This window comes from Streptomyces sp. SID13666 (assembly GCF_010548325.1).
Classification (GTDB): domain Bacteria; phylum Actinomycetota; class Actinomycetes; order Streptomycetales; family Streptomycetaceae; genus Actinacidiphila; species Actinacidiphila fildesensis.
In genome coordinates this window covers 79000-93090 of record NZ_JAAGLX010000031.1, presented here as the reverse complement: position 1 = coordinate 93090, position 14091 = coordinate 79000, and the positions used below count along the sequence as shown (strand labels likewise).

Genomic DNA, 14091 nt, shown 5'->3' with positions numbered 1-14091 from the left:
GACGGCTACGAACCGTAGCGGCGGTGCCGCGCCGCGTAGTCACGCAGCGCGCGCAGGAAGTCGACCTTGCGGAAGGCCGGCCAGAAGACTTCGCAGAAGTAGTACTCGGAGTGGGCGCTCTGCCAGAGCATGAAGCCCGACAGCCGCTGCTCTCCGCTGGTGCGGATGACGAGGTCCGGGTCGGGCTGACCGCGGGTGTAGAGGTGCTCCGCGATGTGCTCGACGTCCAGCAGCTCGGCGAGGTCCTCGATGGACGTGCCGCGCCCCGCGTGCTCGTGCAGCAGTGAGCGGACCGCGTCCGCGATCTCCTGCCGGCCGCCGTAGCCGACCGCGACGTTCACGAGGATGCCCTCGACGCCGTGGGTGGCCTGCTCGGCCTCCTTCAGCACCGACTGGGTGCGCGCCGGCAGCATGTCCATCGTGCCGACGTGGTGGACGCGCCAGCGGCCGGTCTCGGCCAGCCCGCTCACCGCGCCCTCGATGATGCCCAGCAGCGGGACGAGCTCCTCGGCGGGACGGTCCAGGTTGTCGGTCGACAGCAGCCAGAGCGTGACGACCTTGACCCCGGTCTCCTCGCACCAGCCCAGCATCTCGGCGATCTTGTCGGCGCCGGCCCGGTGGCCCTGCTCCGTCGTACCGCCCGCGGCCTTGGCCCAGCGCCGGTTGCCGTCCAGGATCACACCGATGTGCTTGGGTCCCTGGGCCAGATCGAGGCGGTGCTCCACTCGGCGGGCATACAGCCCATACACCAGGTCGCGCAGATTCATCGCGTACCAGCCCCTCCAGCGCTCGTCACCCGATCGCCACAGTACTGCGCGCGGCAGTGAGCGCACGAACCGGGTGCCCGGCTTCCGGTTCGGATCCGGGGGCCCGGAGGCGTGATAGGCAGAGTGCATGAATAACCGTTCCCTCTACCGCGCCGCCGACGAGCGCTACGACTCCATGGAGTACCGCCGCACCGGCCGCAGCGGGCTGAAGCTCCCCGCGATCTCGCTGGGCCTGTGGCACAACTTCGGTGACGACCGCACCCTCGACTCGCAGCGCGCGATCCTGCGCCGCGCCTTCGACCTGGGCGTCACCCACTTCGACCTGGCCAACAACTACGGCCCGCCCTACGGCGCCGCCGAGTCCAACTTCGGGACGATCCTGGCGCAGGACTTCCGCCCGTACCGCGACGAGCTGGTCATCTCCAGCAAGGCCGGCTGGGACATGTGGCCGGGCCCGTACGGCGACGCCGGTTCCCGCAAGTACCTGCTCGCCTCGCTCGACCAGTCGCTGTCCCGCATGGGCCTCGACTACGTCGACATCTTCTACTCGCACCGCTTCGACCCGGAGACCCCGCTCGAGGAGACGATGGGCGCCCTGGCCTCCGCCGTCCAGCAGGGCAAGGCGCTCTACGTCGGCATCTCCTCGTACAGCCCCGAGCGCACCCGCGAGGCGGCCCGCATCCTGCGCGAGCTGGGCGTCCCGGCGCTCATCCACCAGCCCTCGTACTCGATGATCAACCGCTGGATCGAGGACGACGGACTGCTCGACGTCCTCGCCGACGAGGGCATGGGCTGCATCGGCTTCGTACCGCTCGCCCAGGGTCTGCTGACGGACAAGTACCTCGGCGGCATCCCCGACGACTCCCGCGCCGCCCAGGGCAAGTCCCTCGACCCGGGCCTGGTCAACAAGGAGACGGTCACCCGGCTCCAGGCCCTCAACGAGATCGCGCAGCGCCGCGGCCAGTCCCTCGCCCAGCTCGCGCTGAGCTGGGTGCTGCGCGACGAGCGCGTCACCTCGGCGCTCATCGGCGCGTCGTCGGTCAAGCAGCTGGAGGCCAACGTGGCGGCGGTCGGCGCGCCGAAGCTCACGACGGAGGAGCTGGCGGAGATCGACCAGTACGCGGTGGAGCCGGAGGGCGTGAACCTCTGGTCGGTGAGCAGCGAGGCGTAGGACTGACGTCGTCGCGGCGCGTTCCTTCGCGGCGCGTTGCTTTGCGTCGGGCGGGGTGGTGCCGGTGGTGGTCAGGCGGTCGCCAGCAGCACTCCGCCCAGCGCGCCGATCAGCATGAACGGCCCGAAGGGCAGGGGCGTCTTACGGTTCGCCCGGCGGGTGGCCAGCAGCACGAGCCCGGCGACGGCGCCGAGGACGAACCCCGCGAACGTGCCCGCGAAGAGCACCGGCCAGCCGTACCAGCCGAGGGCGAGGCCGAGCGTCGGGGCGAGCTTCACGTCGCCGAAGCCCATGCCGGCCGGGTTGATGAGGAACAGCAGGAAGTAGACGGCCCCGAGGACGACCCCGCCGAGCAACGCCCGCGGCCAGGAGCCCTCGTGCCCCGGCAGCAGGGCGGCGCCGCCCAGCAGGGCGGCCGTGCCGGCCAGCGCGGGGAGGGTCAGGACGTCGGGGAGCCGGAAGACGGCCAGGTCGATGCGGGCCAGCAGCACGCCGAGCGGCACGAGCAGCAGCCACACCACCAGTTCGGGACGCGCCCCCACGAGCGCGGCGAGCGCGGCGCAGGCCGTGACGCAGAGGAGCACGGTGCCGTACGGGCGCTGCCGTGTGCCCGTCCCACCGTTATCGCTGCTCCCGCTGTTCCCACTGCTCCCGCCGATCCAGCCGCGCGGGCCCGGGGGGTACGGCAGGCCGTCCTCGTCGTCCGCGCGCACCGGTTCCCCGGACGCGACCGCGAGCCGGTGGATGGCGCGCGGCAACGCGAGGCCCGCCACGATTCCCCAGACGGCGGCGACTGCGGTGAGGTAGACAGACATCCGGGGTCCTCCCGTGCGGGACGGATTCGGCACGGCGCGGGAGGCGCGGCCCTGCAGGGTTTCGGGGGCCGAGGCTACACGGAGGTGCGGGACGGATGGGTCGGACGGGTCGGACGGTCCGGTGGCAGGACGGCGGCGGAACGTTGCGGCTCACCGCGCCGGAAGCGGTGGCGGCGGGAGAGGCGGGAGAGGCCCGGGAATCAGCTGACGGCACGGGCCGGGAGCCGCTCCCGCCCGTACCGCTGGAGATCGCCGCGTCCTACCGGGCCAGGACCCGGGGACTGCTCGGGCGGGACGGACTGACGGGGGCGCTCCTGCTCACACCCGCGACGAGCGTGCACACCGTACGGATGCGCTTCGCGATCGACGTCGCCTATCTGGACCGCCGGCTGCGCGTCCTGGCGGTGCGCACCATGCCGCCCGGCCGCCTGGGGCGGCCCCGGCTGCGCGCGCGGCATGTGCTGGAGGCGGAGGCGGGCGCGATGGAGCGCTGGGGGCTGCGGCGCGGGGTGCGGGTGGAGATCGATGCCGGCTGACGTCCGCTGACCTCAGCTGACCTCAGCTGACGTCGATGCTGTTGACGATCTGCCGCAGTTCATCGGGCCAGCCGTCGACGTCGGGTCCGGTGACGCGGACGAGGACCGGGCGGCCGTGGCTGTCGGTCGTGGTGATCTCGACAGCCCGGTTGCTGCTGCCGTCCGCCGCCCGTTCCACGTACCGCAGCTGCTGCGCGGGCCGGCCGTCGATCGTCATGGCGTGTGCGCGGGCGCCCCGCCGGGTGGCGCCGCCGGGCCACACGGTGATCTCGCCGACCGCGCGGCCGCCCGCGCCGCGGAGCACGGCGGAAGCCTGCGCGCCGGCGGTGCTCTTCCCTGCGGGCCGCGTTTCCTCCCACGCCTTCGGATGCGCTACGGCCACCGAGCCGCCGCGCATCACCTTCCACCCCTCGGGCGCTCCTTCACCGGCGGAGCACGCGCTCAGCACGGCGGCCGCGCCGACCACGCCCGCTACATACCGAATAATCCCCTTTTCCCGCATGGCGCCAATCTAGGGTCAGCGCGCGGTGCGCAGCCGGTCAGCACGCCGCGCGAAGGTCGCCCCACCGCACAGCGCCCACCCTGACAAGGAGCCCGCCATGGGAGATCTGACCGGCAAGACGGCACTGGTGACCGGAGCCTCGCGTGGCATCGGGCGCGCGATCGCCCGGCGCCTCGCGGCGGACGGCGCCCTTGTCGCGGTCCACTACGGCAGCAACGAGACCGCGGCCAAGGAGACGGTCGACGGCATCCTGACGGCCGGGGGCCGGGCCTTCGCCCTGCAGGCCGAGCTGGGTGTCGAGGGCGACGTGGACACGTTGGTGCACGCCCTCGAACGCGGGCTGCGCGAACACACCGGCCAGGCACCCCGCTTGGACATCCTCGTCAACAACGCCGCGATCAACGCCGCCGGCGGGCCGATCGAGGCGGAGTCACCGGAGCGCTTCGAACGGCTCTTCGCCGTCAATGTGCGCGCGCCGTTCTTCCTTGTCCAGCGCGTGCTGCCACTGCTCCGCGACGGCGGCCGCATCATCAACATCAGCTCCGCCGTCACGCGCATCGCGCTTCCCGAGACGATCGCGTACGGCATGACGAAGGGCGCGCTCGACGTCCTCGGCCACACCCTCGCCAAGCACCTCGGCCCGCGCAACATCACCGTCAACACGGTGGCCCCCGCCACGGTCGACACCGACGCCAACGCCTTCTGGCTGCGCGGCAACCCGGAAGCGCAGGAGCTGGTCGCCGCGGACACCGCACTCGGCCGCGTCGGCCTCCCCGACGACATCGCCGCCCCCGTCGCCTTCCTCGCCTCCGACGACGCCCGCTGGATCACCGGCCAGATCGTCGACGCGACGGCCGGCTGCCGGCTCTGAGGCTCCGGCGCGGGTGCGGGTGCGGGTGCGGGTGCGGCGGGCGCCCGGATGAGGGCAACAAAAAACGGGCCGGTTCGCAGGGGGGGAGAGCGAACCGGCCCGAGGGGGGGAGTTACACCGTACCGCTTATGAGCGCGTGCTCAGCACCTCACGCGGCGGACGGTGTGAACGTAATCTCCACCCGGCGGTTCTGACGGCGTCCCGCTTCGGATGAATTGTCAGCAATGGGATAGTCCTCGCCGTAGCCGCGCACCTGGAAACTGTGGCTTGCGCCACCGGCGGATCCGAGCGCCTGGGCCAAAACTTTGTAGACGGCGTCGGCGCGTTGCTTCGACAACACGTCCCCGTGCTCGCTGCTGCCCAGGTTGTCGGTGAACCCGAAGACCCGGATGGGTGACGAAACCTTCTTTGCGTTGATGTCGCCCGCAATGGCCTTGATCCGCGCCGCCGCGGCCGGCGACAGCACCGCGCTGTCGATCTCGAACAGCACCTCCGACTGCAGCGCGTACGTGATCGAGGAGTTGGACTCCTCATGCCGCTGCTCCGGCTGACTCGCGCTCGTCGACGACTGGTCCGTGACCGCCACGATGTCCAGCACCTTCGCCGGCGCCAGCGTCGCCCCTTCCGGCAACTTCAGCCGCGGCGACGTCGGATCGACCTTCACCGGCGCCGAAGGCGCCACCGTAGAAGGCGAAGCCGACGGCCCCCCATCCGCCCGCGCGATCCCGACGGGCCCGGCGAACGTGATCGTGACAACCGAAAGCGTGAGCACGGCCGCACCGGCGGCACGTCGCTTGGTACCGGGCATGATCGCTCACCCCTCCGAAATCTGGATCTTGGCGGGCGGCATGGTGGGGAGCTGGAACTCCACGGAGGTGGTACCGGTGGGTGGGGCGGGGAACTGCGCGAAGATGGGACGGGTCTCCTTGGGCTGAATACTGAGCAGACCCATCGTGCACAGGCACTTGCCCTCCGTATCCCGGAGAACGTAATAGCGCTTCTTTCCCGCTTGGTCGACGAGGACCGCGCCGGCGACCGAGGCACCGGATCTGCTGACCGCGGTCTCCGAACCAACCCACATGTCGGCGTTGAAGACCTCCGTGCCGTTGTTCGTAACCGACCCCTGCACGGTGAGAAATCCACCCGCGTCCCGGACAACCGAGTTGATGGTGACCTCGATTCCCTTCTCGCCCTTGACCTGGGCCAATACCTGGGTCGCATCGGCGGACGGGGACGAGCCGCCCTTGCTGGCAGTACCCCCGCTGGAGGCGGACTTGGACGAAGGCTTGCTGTCCGGTTGTTTGTCGCCACCGCCCCCACCACAGCCCGCCAGGGCAAGGGCAACGCCGGCCGTGAGTGCCACCACCGCTGAGGCCCGCCGGACCATCGGCCTGTACTGGTCGCTCATTGCTCCCCGTTCCTTCATTTCTCGATCGACCATCACTTGCTCAGATGCACGGTGAAGAACAGCGAAAGGTCCAATCGGAACCCGTTCGCTGTCGGATCGACGCTCACGTCCTCACCGCCGTTGCAGGAGAACTTGATCGCCTTGCCGTCCTTTTGGCGCACGGTGCAACGGGGTTCGACGACAGCTGTGGCGTTCGCCAAGGCGTGCTTGTTCTCAGTGCCGTCGATTACGGACTTGCCGACGGTTCCCTGCGTCCGAACGCCGACGGTGTAGCCGGGGGGATCATCCGTCCGGTCACAGATCTGACGGTCGGCATGATTTGCGACAGCCATGGTCGCGGCGGCCTCGCAGGCACCGGCACCGTTCATGCCGGCGCCCGCGAGGAGATCGCCTAGCTGGGAGAGATCGCCTTCGATCAGCGCCTTGTTGAAGGCGTCCTTGACGTCGTCGCGAGCACTGCGCGCAGCCGCCAACGCCGAAGCATCAGCCGCGGTCTGTGCACTGTTTCGAACGACGGAGGCCTGACCGACAGCAAAGAACGCGAATGCGAGAAAGAACAGCGCCGCCACCGCGACGATGTACAGACCGAGCGTCTGTCCGTCGTCGCAACCGGCGAGTGCTACTTTCCGTTGCCCGCGATGACCTTGTCGATCATTCCTGTGATCCCGTTCTTGACCTTCGTGCCGATGTCCGTCGTCCCGGCCAGCACGCCGATGATCACTGCGATCACGACGGCGATCCCGAGGTACTCGAACGACGTCTGTCCCCGGTCGCTGCTCAGCTTCTCGCGCATCCAGATCTGCGTGACCACGAGCCGCTTCACTGCCCACCTGCTCATGTCTGATCGCCCCATCCTTTGTCACCTGATGAACGCCAACCACGCCCGATGCGACGGCCGGTCTCTCGTTCCCACGCTCGCTACGGCCGCCGAACTCGACGTCACCTATCACGGCGCACCGCCTCTCACCGGTCCGGTCCGTAGCGATCCGTTCTTGATTGCAGGTGCAAATATGGTTGCGTCTGCAAAGGTACACCCGAACCCCGAGCAACCGCAGCCCTTTACGCGCCAACTGGCGCATCCAATATGGCGGTTCCGTACATACCTCATGCGCGGAATCACCCATTCCCCAGGAGATTGCCGAAGTTGATCTGAGAGCCCATGATCGTGCCGGTGATCAGCAGGATCATCGTCGCGGGCACCAGCAGCATGGTGATCACCCCGGTCGCCCTCGGCACCGTCCGCGCCGCCCGCCTCCGTGCGTTCTGCGCCTCGGTCCGCCGCATGTCCTGGGCGATCTGCAGCAGCGTCCGTGCAATGGGCGCGCCCAATTCCTCGCCCTGTTGCAGCGTGCTCACGAACTGGCTCACCTGATCGCTCCTGTTGCGCTTCCGGAGCTGGTCGAAAGCGTCGCGACGGCTCACCCCGACATCCATCTGCCGCAGCGCAATGCGGATCTCGTCCGACCACGGGCCCTTGTAGACCGTGTTGACGCGCTCCAGTGCCTGACGGAAGCCGAGACCCGCGCTCACCACCACCGCCAGCACGTCCAGGAAGTCGGGGAGGGTGCGCTCGATGTCGTCGCGGCGTTTGCGGACCGCGAGCCAGAGGCCGAGGTCGGCCCAGCCCCATGCGTAGCCGACCAGGATCAGCGCCAGGAACCAATGGCCGCTCGTGAGGAGAGCGAAGGCCGCCAGCCCGCCCAGCGCCCCGTACACCGCCCGCCGCGCCGCATACCGTTCCACCGTCAACCCGTGCGGGTGACCCGCGTGGTCGATCTTCATGCGCATTTTGGCGACGCGGGCGGGGCCCATCCAGCGCATCACCATCGGGGACCAGCGCATACCGAGTTGGTCGACGGCGTTGCCGGTGCGGGTGGTTCGGGTGCGGCCTACTTCCAGGGCGAGCATCAGGTCGTCGGGGAGCTTGGCGTCGGAGCGCAGGAGGGCGATCGCGTGGACGACGCCGACCGCGCACAGTGCCAGGGCGAGGGCCAGCCCGAGGCCGATCATCACCATGAGCAACTCACCCCTTTCATCAATTGATTCAGACGTCGATCCGGGACATCCGGCGGATCATCCAGAAGCCCACCACGTACAGGCCCAGCGAGATCAGCACGCAGATGCGCCCGAGGTTGGAGCCGGTCATCGCGCTCAGCGAGCCCGGCATGATCTGGTTCAGCAGGAACAGCGAGCCGATGCCGATGACGGGGACGGCGTACGCGGTGACCGTGACCTGCGACATCTGGGTGCGGATCTCCCGTCGGGTCTCCTTGCGCTCCTCCAGCGTGACCGTCAGGTTGCGGAGCGACTCGACGACGGAGCCGCCCGCGCGGCTCGACAGGACGAGGGTGGAGACCAGGACGATGAGCTCGCGGCTGGGCAGGCGTTCCTGGAGTTCGGCCAGCGCGTCCTCGACGGAGTGGCCCATCGCCATCGCGTCGGCGACCTTCTTGAGCTCCTCGCCCGCCGGCGCCTCCAGCTCGTCCGCCGCCATGCCGACCGCGGTGCGCAGCGCGAGGCCGGCCTGGGTGGCGTTGGCCAGGACGCGGGCCAGTTCGGGCAGTTGGGCGATGAAGCGTTCGGTGCGGACGCGGCGGCGCCACTCCAGGAAGGAGTACGCGGACCAGAACGCGAGGATCCCGGCGATCGGCCCGAAGAACGGGGCGAGGACGACGTCGGCGACGAGCCAGGCGCCGCCGACCAGGCCGACGGCCGCCGCGGTGAACTGGCCGGGGGTGAGGTCGGTGCCGGTGGCCGCGAGGCGGCCGGCGAGCCGGCGGCCCCAGCCGGTGGCGCGCACCCGGCGGTCCAGGGCGGCGAAGGGGACATGCCGCCCGGCGCCCGACCCCAGCTCGCCCGCGAGGCGTTCGACGAGGGCGGCGCGTTCGGCGCGCCCGCCGGACCAGGCGTGCAGGCCCCAGACACCCAGCGTCAGGGCGAGCAGGGTGGCTCCGATGACGATCAGCGGGAGCTGGTCGCTCACTTGGCCTCCCGGATGTCGAGTTCCAGTTCGCTGGAGCCGACGCCGAAGGCGGCCGGGACGTGTTCACCAGCCAGGTACAGGCGCTCCGCCAGCTCGCGGGGCAGCGGGTGGTGCTCGTACCAGCCGCGCACGATGCGGTCCGCACCGAGCGGCTCGGCGCGGAAGCGGGTGGCGCTGGTGAGCCGGAAGACGTCACGGCCGCGGGAGGAGAGCATGGCGATCTCGACGATGCGGCGGGTGCCGTCGACATGCCGGGTGAGCTGCACGAGCACGTCCACCGCACTGTTGATCTGGTCGCGCAGCGCCTCGAAGGGGATCTTGACCTCGCTCATCGAGGCCAGCGTCTGCAGGCGCAGCACCGCGTCCTCGGCCGAGTTGGCGTGGACGGTGGCGAGCGAGCCGTCGTGGCCGGTGGACATCGCCTGGAGCATGTCGAGGGTCTCGCCGCCGCGGACCTCACCGACGATGATGCGGTCGGGCCGCATACGCAGGGAGTTGCGTACGAGGTCGCGGATGGTGATGCGGCCCTCGCCCTCGACGTTCGGCGGCCGGGTCTCCAGCCGGATGACGTGGTCCTGCTGCAGCTGCAGTTCGGCGGCATCCTCGACGGTGATGATGCGCTCGCCCTCCGGGATCAGCCCGGACAGCGCGTTGAGCAGCGTCGTCTTGCCGGAGCCGGTGCCCCCGCTGACGATGATGTTGCACTTCGCGCGGACCAGCGAGGAGAGCAGCATCAGCATGTGCTCGTCGAGGGTGCCGAGGGCTATCAGCTCCTGCAGGGTGTAGGCGCGCGGGAAGCGGCGGATGGTGAGCGTCGGGCCGCTCAGCGACAGCGGCGGGATGATGACGTTGACGCGCTCACCGCTCGGCAGGCGCGCGTCGACCATCGGATTGGACTCGTCGACCCGGCGGTTGACGGTCGAGACGATGCGTTCGATGGTCTGCAGCAGCTGCTCGGCGGACGAGAAGCGGACGGCCACCTGCTCGACCCGGCCGCCCCGCTCGACGTAGATCTTGTCCGGTCCGTTGACCATGATCTCGGTGATGGTCGGGTCTTCGAGGAGCGGTTCGAGGACGCCGAGGCCGAGCGCCTCGTCCACGACGCGGCGGATGATGCCCGCGCGCTCCTTCGTCGACAGCACCGGACCCTCGCGGCTGATGATGTGCCCGAGTACCCGTTCCAGCCGGGCCCGCCGCTCGGCGGTGGCGAGCGCCGACATCTCGGCGAGGTCGATCTCCTGGAGCAACTTGGTGCGGTAGACGGCCACCATGTGGCCCTCTTGGGTCTGGGGGGTGGCCTCCTCCGTGACGGCGAGGCGGGCGCGCAGGCTCATGGCGTGGTGTCTTCTTTCGGCATGGTCGCGCTGCGCCGCACCGGACCGAAGATGCTCACGCCGGGGATGACGGACGGGATGTTGATGGTGGCGGTCATGGTGACGGAGTCGCCGTCATCGGAGGCGGGCGAGATGACGGTGCCGTCCCGCAGCCAGTCGCTCACCGCGTTGCGGCCCGCTTCCCCCGCGTCCGGGTGCGGGGCGCGCAGCGCAGCGGTGCGGGCGGCGGTACGAGCGGCCGTGCCGGCCTGGTTGGCGGCGTACGCGACGAAGCCGAGCTGGATCCCGGCGAGGGCGATGAGCAGCAGGATCGGCAGGACGCCCAGGAACTCCAGGGACGCCGAACCGCGTTCACGCCACGCACGCGCTCTGCGCCCGGTCATCGCTTCGTCTCCTCGTCCACCGTGGACGCGTGGCCGTGCACCGTCAGCGGGAAGTCGATCGCGCCCGGGAACAGGACGGGGACCTGGAGGTTGACGGTGACGGTGACCTTGCCGTCGCCCCGGTCGACGGTCGTGGTGCCGTTCCACGCGCCCGGCAGGTCCCGCTGTGCCGCCGTCACCGCGTCCGCGTCCGTGCCCACCGCCGCCGCCCGCGCCGCCTCGTCCGCCGCGTGGCCGGCGAGCGTGAACGTGTAGCCCGCGAGCACCGCCTGCCAGACCAGGATCAGGGTGATGAGGATGATCGGCGTCATGCCGAGGGTCTCCAGGATCACCTGGCCCCGGTCGTCGCGCAGGCTGCGCCTGCCGCGCCGGGCCGCCTTGGGCAGCGCGTGGCCGCCGACGGCGAGGCCGAGTTCGGCCGCCAGCGCCCACAGGCCCTGCTTCACGGTGGAGCGGTTGTCGAGGTCGTGGAGGCGTCCGGCGTCGATGACGGACTGGAGTTCCTTGAACGCGGCGGGCACGACGGAGGCCGCGACCTTGGTGCCGGTGATGCGGGCGACGAGGGACGGCTGGATCTCGGTGCCGCGCGTGTAGCGGTTGACGACGGTCGTGGTGTCCTGCGGTTTGCGGATCTGCAGCCGGTCCCACATCCGGACCATGCGCTTGGCCGCGCGGACCGCGACGACGTCCGGGGTGGTGACCAGCAGCGCCGTGTCGGCGGTCTCGACGGCCACGGCGTTGGCCGTGGTCAGCTGGGTGCCGCAGTCGACGACGACCACTTCGTACCGCTGCCGGAGTGCGTGCAGGACCAGCCGCACCGATCGGTCCGTGACGTCCTCGCCGCGTTCGCCCTCGCCCGGGGCGAGCAGCAGGGCGGGCCCGGACTCGTGGACGTACATCGCGTCGTGCAGGACGCGCGACGAGATGTCGGCGATGTCGGCCAGGTCGGCCATCGAGCGGCGGAACTGGACGTCCAGGTACGAGGCGATGTCGCCGCCCTGCAGGTCCAGGTCGACGAGGGCGGTGGACCGGCCGGCGGCGTGCGCGGCCAGTGCGAGCTGGATGGCGGTGACGGTGGTGCCGACGCCGCCCTTCGCACCGGCGACGGCGACGAGGGTGCCGCCGGCCACGGCGGGCAGCGCGCGCTGCGGGCTGAGGTGGCGGCGGACCCCGCCGGCCCAGGCGGCGGCCGCCTCGACGCGGGCGCCCAACTCGTCGTACGACAGCGGCAGCCCGATGACGCCGCGCGCTCCGGAGTCCATAGCGGCGGAGAGCACGGCCGGGCTCGGGTCGGCGGTGAGCAGGACGACGCCGACGGCCGGGAAGCGGAGCGCGACCTCCCGTATCAGTTCCAGCGCGGGCATCGGGGTGATGCCGTCGTGCACGATGACGACCTCGGGCAGCTCGTCTATCCCCGCCTCGGCGGCCCGGGCGAGGGTGTCGAGCAGCAGCGTGGAGTCGGGCAGTGCGGGGCCCGGTTCCGCGCCGGGCAGCTGGTGCAGCAGACCGGCCAGTGCGCGGGCGGCATCCGGGTCACCGGTGCCGGACAGGATCCTCACGATCACCTCTTGCCTCCCGTGTCCCCCGCCAGGGTGTACGTGCGGTCGACCGCGGCCGGGGCGCTGTCGTCGCCCGGGGCGATCAGCGCCAGCCGGACGTGACGCGCGAAGGACTCGGAGAACGCGACGCGCTGGGCGTCGGCCGCGTCGAGCGCGAACGTGATCGGCACGCCCTGGGCGGCCTGCCGCTGGGAGTCCTGGCTCTTGTCGAACGCCTTGATCTCGCCGACGTCGATGACCCGCGCCCCGGTGACGATGATCTTCGAGACATCGGGGTCGGTGTCCTTCTTGCCCGCGAAGGTGGCGAAGATGTTGACCTTCGACCCCGGGGTGATCTTCCCGGCGACGCCGGTCTCCGCGTCGATCATGATGGCGATCTCCATCTGGCCGGACTGGAGCACCGGCCTGGCCGCGACCATGCCGGACTCCAGCAGCGAGCCGCGTTTCAGCGGGATCGCCGCGACCATCCCCTGGACGGAGGCGAGGTCGCGCACGGCGGTGTCGGGAAGCCACTTCTCCGGTATCCGGACCTTCTCCAACTGCCCGGACGTCACCGCCGTGTAGGCCGGCACGTCCTTGGTCAGCTGGTAGGCGGTGACCTTCGGGCCGACCTCCGACCGTGCGTTGCCGATGACCGTGACGACTCCCGCGAAGGCCGCCACCGCGCACAGCACGGAGACCACCAGGAGGACGACACCGCGTCGCTGACGTGAATTCATCGGCAGGCAGACCTATCGCTTATGGGGTTCGAGCTGGGGGCGGTTGGGGGTGGGCAGCTCCCGCGACGGCGGTTCCTGCCGCTGGTGCTGCGGCTGGTACTGCGGCGGGCGCTGCTGCTGCGGCCGGCGTAACGGCTGCTCCTGGGCCGCGACCTGCTGCGTACGGTCGGAGCGGTCGGCGGCGGGGTCGGCACGGTCGCCGAGCCGCGTCGAGCAGAACAGGCACTGGTCGCCGATCACCTCAAGGCCGCACCACGGGCAGGTGTCCCGGCGGACCGACGTGACCAGTTGGTACAGGATGCCGATGTCCGCGATGTACGCGGTGAACTCGACGAGCCGGCCGGTGCCCCACCACCGCGCCGATCCTTCCGGCAGCGGCACCTCGCGGATGTGCTGGGTGCGCCAGGCGGCGGCGAGCGGGCCGGTGACCCAGCCGGCGTCGAGGCCGTGCCCGGCGACCGCGAGCTGGGTGAGGAAGCCGGGACCCGGCGGGACGGCGTCGGGACCGGCCTCGGTCAGCCCCGGCTCCGGGTGCGCCATGACGGCGAAATGCCGCCCGGGGACCAGGGACTTGAAGTGCTTGCCGACGGTGACCGGCACCCGGTCGAGCTTGCTGACCGAGCCGAGCAGGGCGCCGGAGTACAGGTAGTACGAGAGCAGCCGGGCGGCGCCCGCGAGCACGCCTGGCCCCAGGTCGGTGCCGGCCAGCTGGCGCAGCTGCTCCCCGAGCAGCGCGGCGGCGAGCGGCGGCAGATCGACGGGGACGATCGCCATCCGGTCCGCTTCCAGCGCGGCACGCACGGTGTGCAGCCGGCGCCGGCCGGGGTCGGCGGGATCGGGCGAGGCGAGGGCGATGAGGTGCCCGTAGGCGTCGAGCGCCGCGGAGATGCGCGCGACATGCTGCTCGAGCGGAAGCGCGAGATCGTCCGCTGTGACCGTTATGACGCTCGACATCCGCAGCCCTCCTGTCCCGCGCAAGGACCGTTCACCCGCCGGATCGCGTGCGCCAGCCTATCGATGTGTAGCGGAATGAGTGCGGAAAG

The 14091-nt window shown here is 70.7% G+C and carries 16 protein-coding genes and 1 pseudogene; 3 read left to right on the top strand and 14 right to left on the bottom strand.

Going from position 1 to position 14091, the window contains the following annotated elements; genetic code table 11:
- Nucleotides 1-5: 5 nt before the first annotated feature.
- A complete protein-coding gene (locus G3I60_RS30830; protein ID WP_138352121.1) occupies nucleotides 6-767 on the bottom strand; it encodes an isoprenyl transferase in 762 nt (253 codons plus the stop codon).
- 127 nt (nucleotides 768-894) lie between these two features.
- Between G3I60_RS30830 and mgrA the strand changes: the two genes are divergently transcribed.
- Complete coding sequence (mgrA, locus tag G3I60_RS30825; protein WP_138352122.1) at nucleotides 895-1938, top strand: L-glyceraldehyde 3-phosphate reductase; 1044 nt, start codon at nucleotides 895-897, stop codon at nucleotides 1936-1938.
- A gap of 71 nt (nucleotides 1939-2009) precedes the next feature.
- Here mgrA and G3I60_RS30820 read toward each other — a convergent pair whose 3' ends face one another.
- A complete protein-coding gene (locus G3I60_RS30820; protein ID WP_164295362.1) occupies nucleotides 2010-2753 on the bottom strand; it encodes an A24 family peptidase in 744 nt (247 codons plus the stop codon).
- Between the two features lie 95 nt (nucleotides 2754-2848).
- Between G3I60_RS30820 and G3I60_RS30815 the strand changes: the two genes are divergently transcribed.
- Nucleotides 2849-3289, top strand: coding sequence for a DUF192 domain-containing protein (locus G3I60_RS30815; protein WP_164295363.1), 441 nt, complete (start codon nucleotides 2849-2851; stop codon nucleotides 3287-3289).
- 22 nt (nucleotides 3290-3311) lie between these two features.
- Here the strand turns inward: G3I60_RS30815 and G3I60_RS30810 are convergent, their stop codons facing one another.
- Complete coding sequence (locus tag G3I60_RS30810) at nucleotides 3312-3791, bottom strand: hypothetical protein (protein WP_164608030.1); 480 nt, start codon at nucleotides 3789-3791, stop codon at nucleotides 3312-3314.
- Nucleotides 3792-3888: 97 nt separating this feature from the next.
- On the opposite strand from G3I60_RS30810, the gene G3I60_RS30805 reads away from it, so the two are divergent.
- On the top strand, nucleotides 3889-4662 hold the full coding sequence (locus tag G3I60_RS30805) for an SDR family NAD(P)-dependent oxidoreductase (protein WP_164295365.1): 774 nt from the start codon (nucleotides 3889-3891) through the stop codon (nucleotides 4660-4662).
- A gap of 148 nt (nucleotides 4663-4810) precedes the next feature.
- Here G3I60_RS30805 and G3I60_RS30800 read toward each other — a convergent pair whose 3' ends face one another.
- From G3I60_RS30800 to G3I60_RS30750, 11 genes and pseudogenes are all read right to left on the bottom strand, one after another.
- Nucleotides 4811-5470, bottom strand: coding sequence for an OmpA family protein (locus G3I60_RS30800; protein WP_164295366.1), 660 nt, complete (start codon nucleotides 5468-5470; stop codon nucleotides 4811-4813).
- 6 nt (nucleotides 5471-5476) lie between these two features.
- Nucleotides 5477-6070 carry a hypothetical protein gene (locus G3I60_RS30795; RefSeq protein WP_239070450.1) on the bottom strand — a complete coding sequence of 198 codons (594 nt, stop codon included), beginning with the start codon at nucleotides 6068-6070 and terminating at the stop codon, nucleotides 5477-5479.
- A 32-nt stretch (nucleotides 6071-6102) separates the two neighbouring features.
- Nucleotides 6103-6657: pseudogene (locus tag G3I60_RS30790) on the bottom strand (pilus assembly protein TadG-related protein); the annotation flags it as partial.
- Between the two features lie 32 nt (nucleotides 6658-6689).
- Nucleotides 6690-6908, bottom strand: coding sequence for a hypothetical protein (locus tag G3I60_RS30785; RefSeq protein ID WP_203674272.1), 219 nt, complete (start codon nucleotides 6906-6908; stop codon nucleotides 6690-6692).
- Between the two features lie 278 nt (nucleotides 6909-7186).
- Complete coding sequence (locus G3I60_RS30780) at nucleotides 7187-8080, bottom strand: DUF5936 domain-containing protein (protein WP_164295403.1); 894 nt, start codon at nucleotides 8078-8080, stop codon at nucleotides 7187-7189.
- Between the two features lie 34 nt (nucleotides 8081-8114).
- Entirely contained in the window at nucleotides 8115-9053 is a 939-nt protein-coding gene (locus G3I60_RS30775; protein WP_138352131.1) for a type II secretion system F family protein, read from the bottom strand.
- Nucleotides 9050-10387 (bottom strand): CpaF family protein, encoded by a 1338-nt coding sequence (locus G3I60_RS30770; RefSeq protein WP_138352132.1) that lies wholly within the window; start codon nucleotides 10385-10387, stop codon nucleotides 9050-9052. The genes G3I60_RS30775 and G3I60_RS30770 overlap by 4 nt, the downstream gene beginning before the upstream one ends.
- Entirely contained in the window at nucleotides 10384-10770 is a 387-nt protein-coding gene (locus G3I60_RS30765) for a TadE/TadG family type IV pilus assembly protein (protein WP_164295367.1), read from the bottom strand. Before G3I60_RS30765 ends, G3I60_RS30770 begins: the two co-directional genes overlap by 4 nt.
- Complete coding sequence (locus G3I60_RS30760; RefSeq protein WP_164295368.1) at nucleotides 10767-12335, bottom strand: AAA family ATPase; 1569 nt, start codon at nucleotides 12333-12335, stop codon at nucleotides 10767-10769. The genes G3I60_RS30765 and G3I60_RS30760 overlap by 4 nt, the downstream gene beginning before the upstream one ends.
- Nucleotides 12332-13048, bottom strand: coding sequence for a Flp pilus assembly protein CpaB (cpaB, locus tag G3I60_RS30755; protein ID WP_138352135.1), 717 nt, complete (start codon nucleotides 13046-13048; stop codon nucleotides 12332-12334). Before cpaB ends, G3I60_RS30760 begins: the two co-directional genes overlap by 4 nt.
- Nucleotides 13049-13060: 12 nt before the next feature.
- On the bottom strand, nucleotides 13061-14002 hold the full coding sequence (locus G3I60_RS30750) for a hypothetical protein (RefSeq protein WP_239070448.1): 942 nt from the start codon (nucleotides 14000-14002) through the stop codon (nucleotides 13061-13063).
- Nucleotides 14003-14091: the final 89 nt, after the last annotated feature.

What these genes read in the sequence shown, in the direction of transcription:
- G3I60_RS30830 (WP_138352121.1), bottom strand. Translation starts at nt 767, where the DNA reads ATGAATCTGCGCGACCTGGTGTATGGGCTGTATGCCCGCCGAGTGGAG.
- mgrA (WP_138352122.1), top strand. Translation starts at nt 895, where the DNA reads ATGAATAACCGTTCCCTCTACCGCGCCGCCGACGAGCGCTACGACTCC.
- G3I60_RS30820 (WP_164295362.1), bottom strand. Translation starts at nt 2,753, where the DNA reads ATGTCTGTCTACCTCACCGCAGTCGCCGCCGTCTGGGGAATCGTGGCG.
- G3I60_RS30815 (WP_164295363.1), top strand. Translation starts at nt 2,849, where the DNA reads ATGGGTCGGACGGGTCGGACGGTCCGGTGGCAGGACGGCGGCGGAACG.
- G3I60_RS30810 (WP_164608030.1), bottom strand. Translation starts at nt 3,791, where the DNA reads ATGCGGGAAAAGGGGATTATTCGGTATGTAGCGGGCGTGGTCGGCGCG.
- G3I60_RS30805 (WP_164295365.1), top strand. Translation starts at nt 3,889, where the DNA reads ATGGGAGATCTGACCGGCAAGACGGCACTGGTGACCGGAGCCTCGCGT.
- G3I60_RS30800 (WP_164295366.1), bottom strand. Translation starts at nt 5,470, where the DNA reads ATGCCCGGTACCAAGCGACGTGCCGCCGGTGCGGCCGTGCTCACGCTT.
- G3I60_RS30795 (WP_239070450.1), bottom strand. Translation starts at nt 6,070, where the DNA reads ATGAGCGACCAGTACAGGCCGATGGTCCGGCGGGCCTCAGCGGTGGTG.
- G3I60_RS30785 (WP_203674272.1), bottom strand. Translation starts at nt 6,908, where the DNA reads ATGAGCAGGTGGGCAGTGAAGCGGCTCGTGGTCACGCAGATCTGGATG.
- G3I60_RS30780 (WP_164295403.1), bottom strand. Translation starts at nt 8,080, where the DNA reads ATGATCGGCCTCGGGCTGGCCCTCGCCCTGGCACTGTGCGCGGTCGGC.
- G3I60_RS30770 (WP_138352132.1), bottom strand. Translation starts at nt 10,387, where the DNA reads ATGAGCCTGCGCGCCCGCCTCGCCGTCACGGAGGAGGCCACCCCCCAG.
- G3I60_RS30765 (WP_164295367.1), bottom strand. Translation starts at nt 10,770, where the DNA reads ATGACCGGGCGCAGAGCGCGTGCGTGGCGTGAACGCGGTTCGGCGTCC.
- cpaB (WP_138352135.1), bottom strand. Translation starts at nt 13,048, where the DNA reads ATGAATTCACGTCAGCGACGCGGTGTCGTCCTCCTGGTGGTCTCCGTG.
- G3I60_RS30750 (WP_239070448.1), bottom strand. Translation starts at nt 14,002, where the DNA reads ATGTCGAGCGTCATAACGGTCACAGCGGACGATCTCGCGCTTCCGCTC.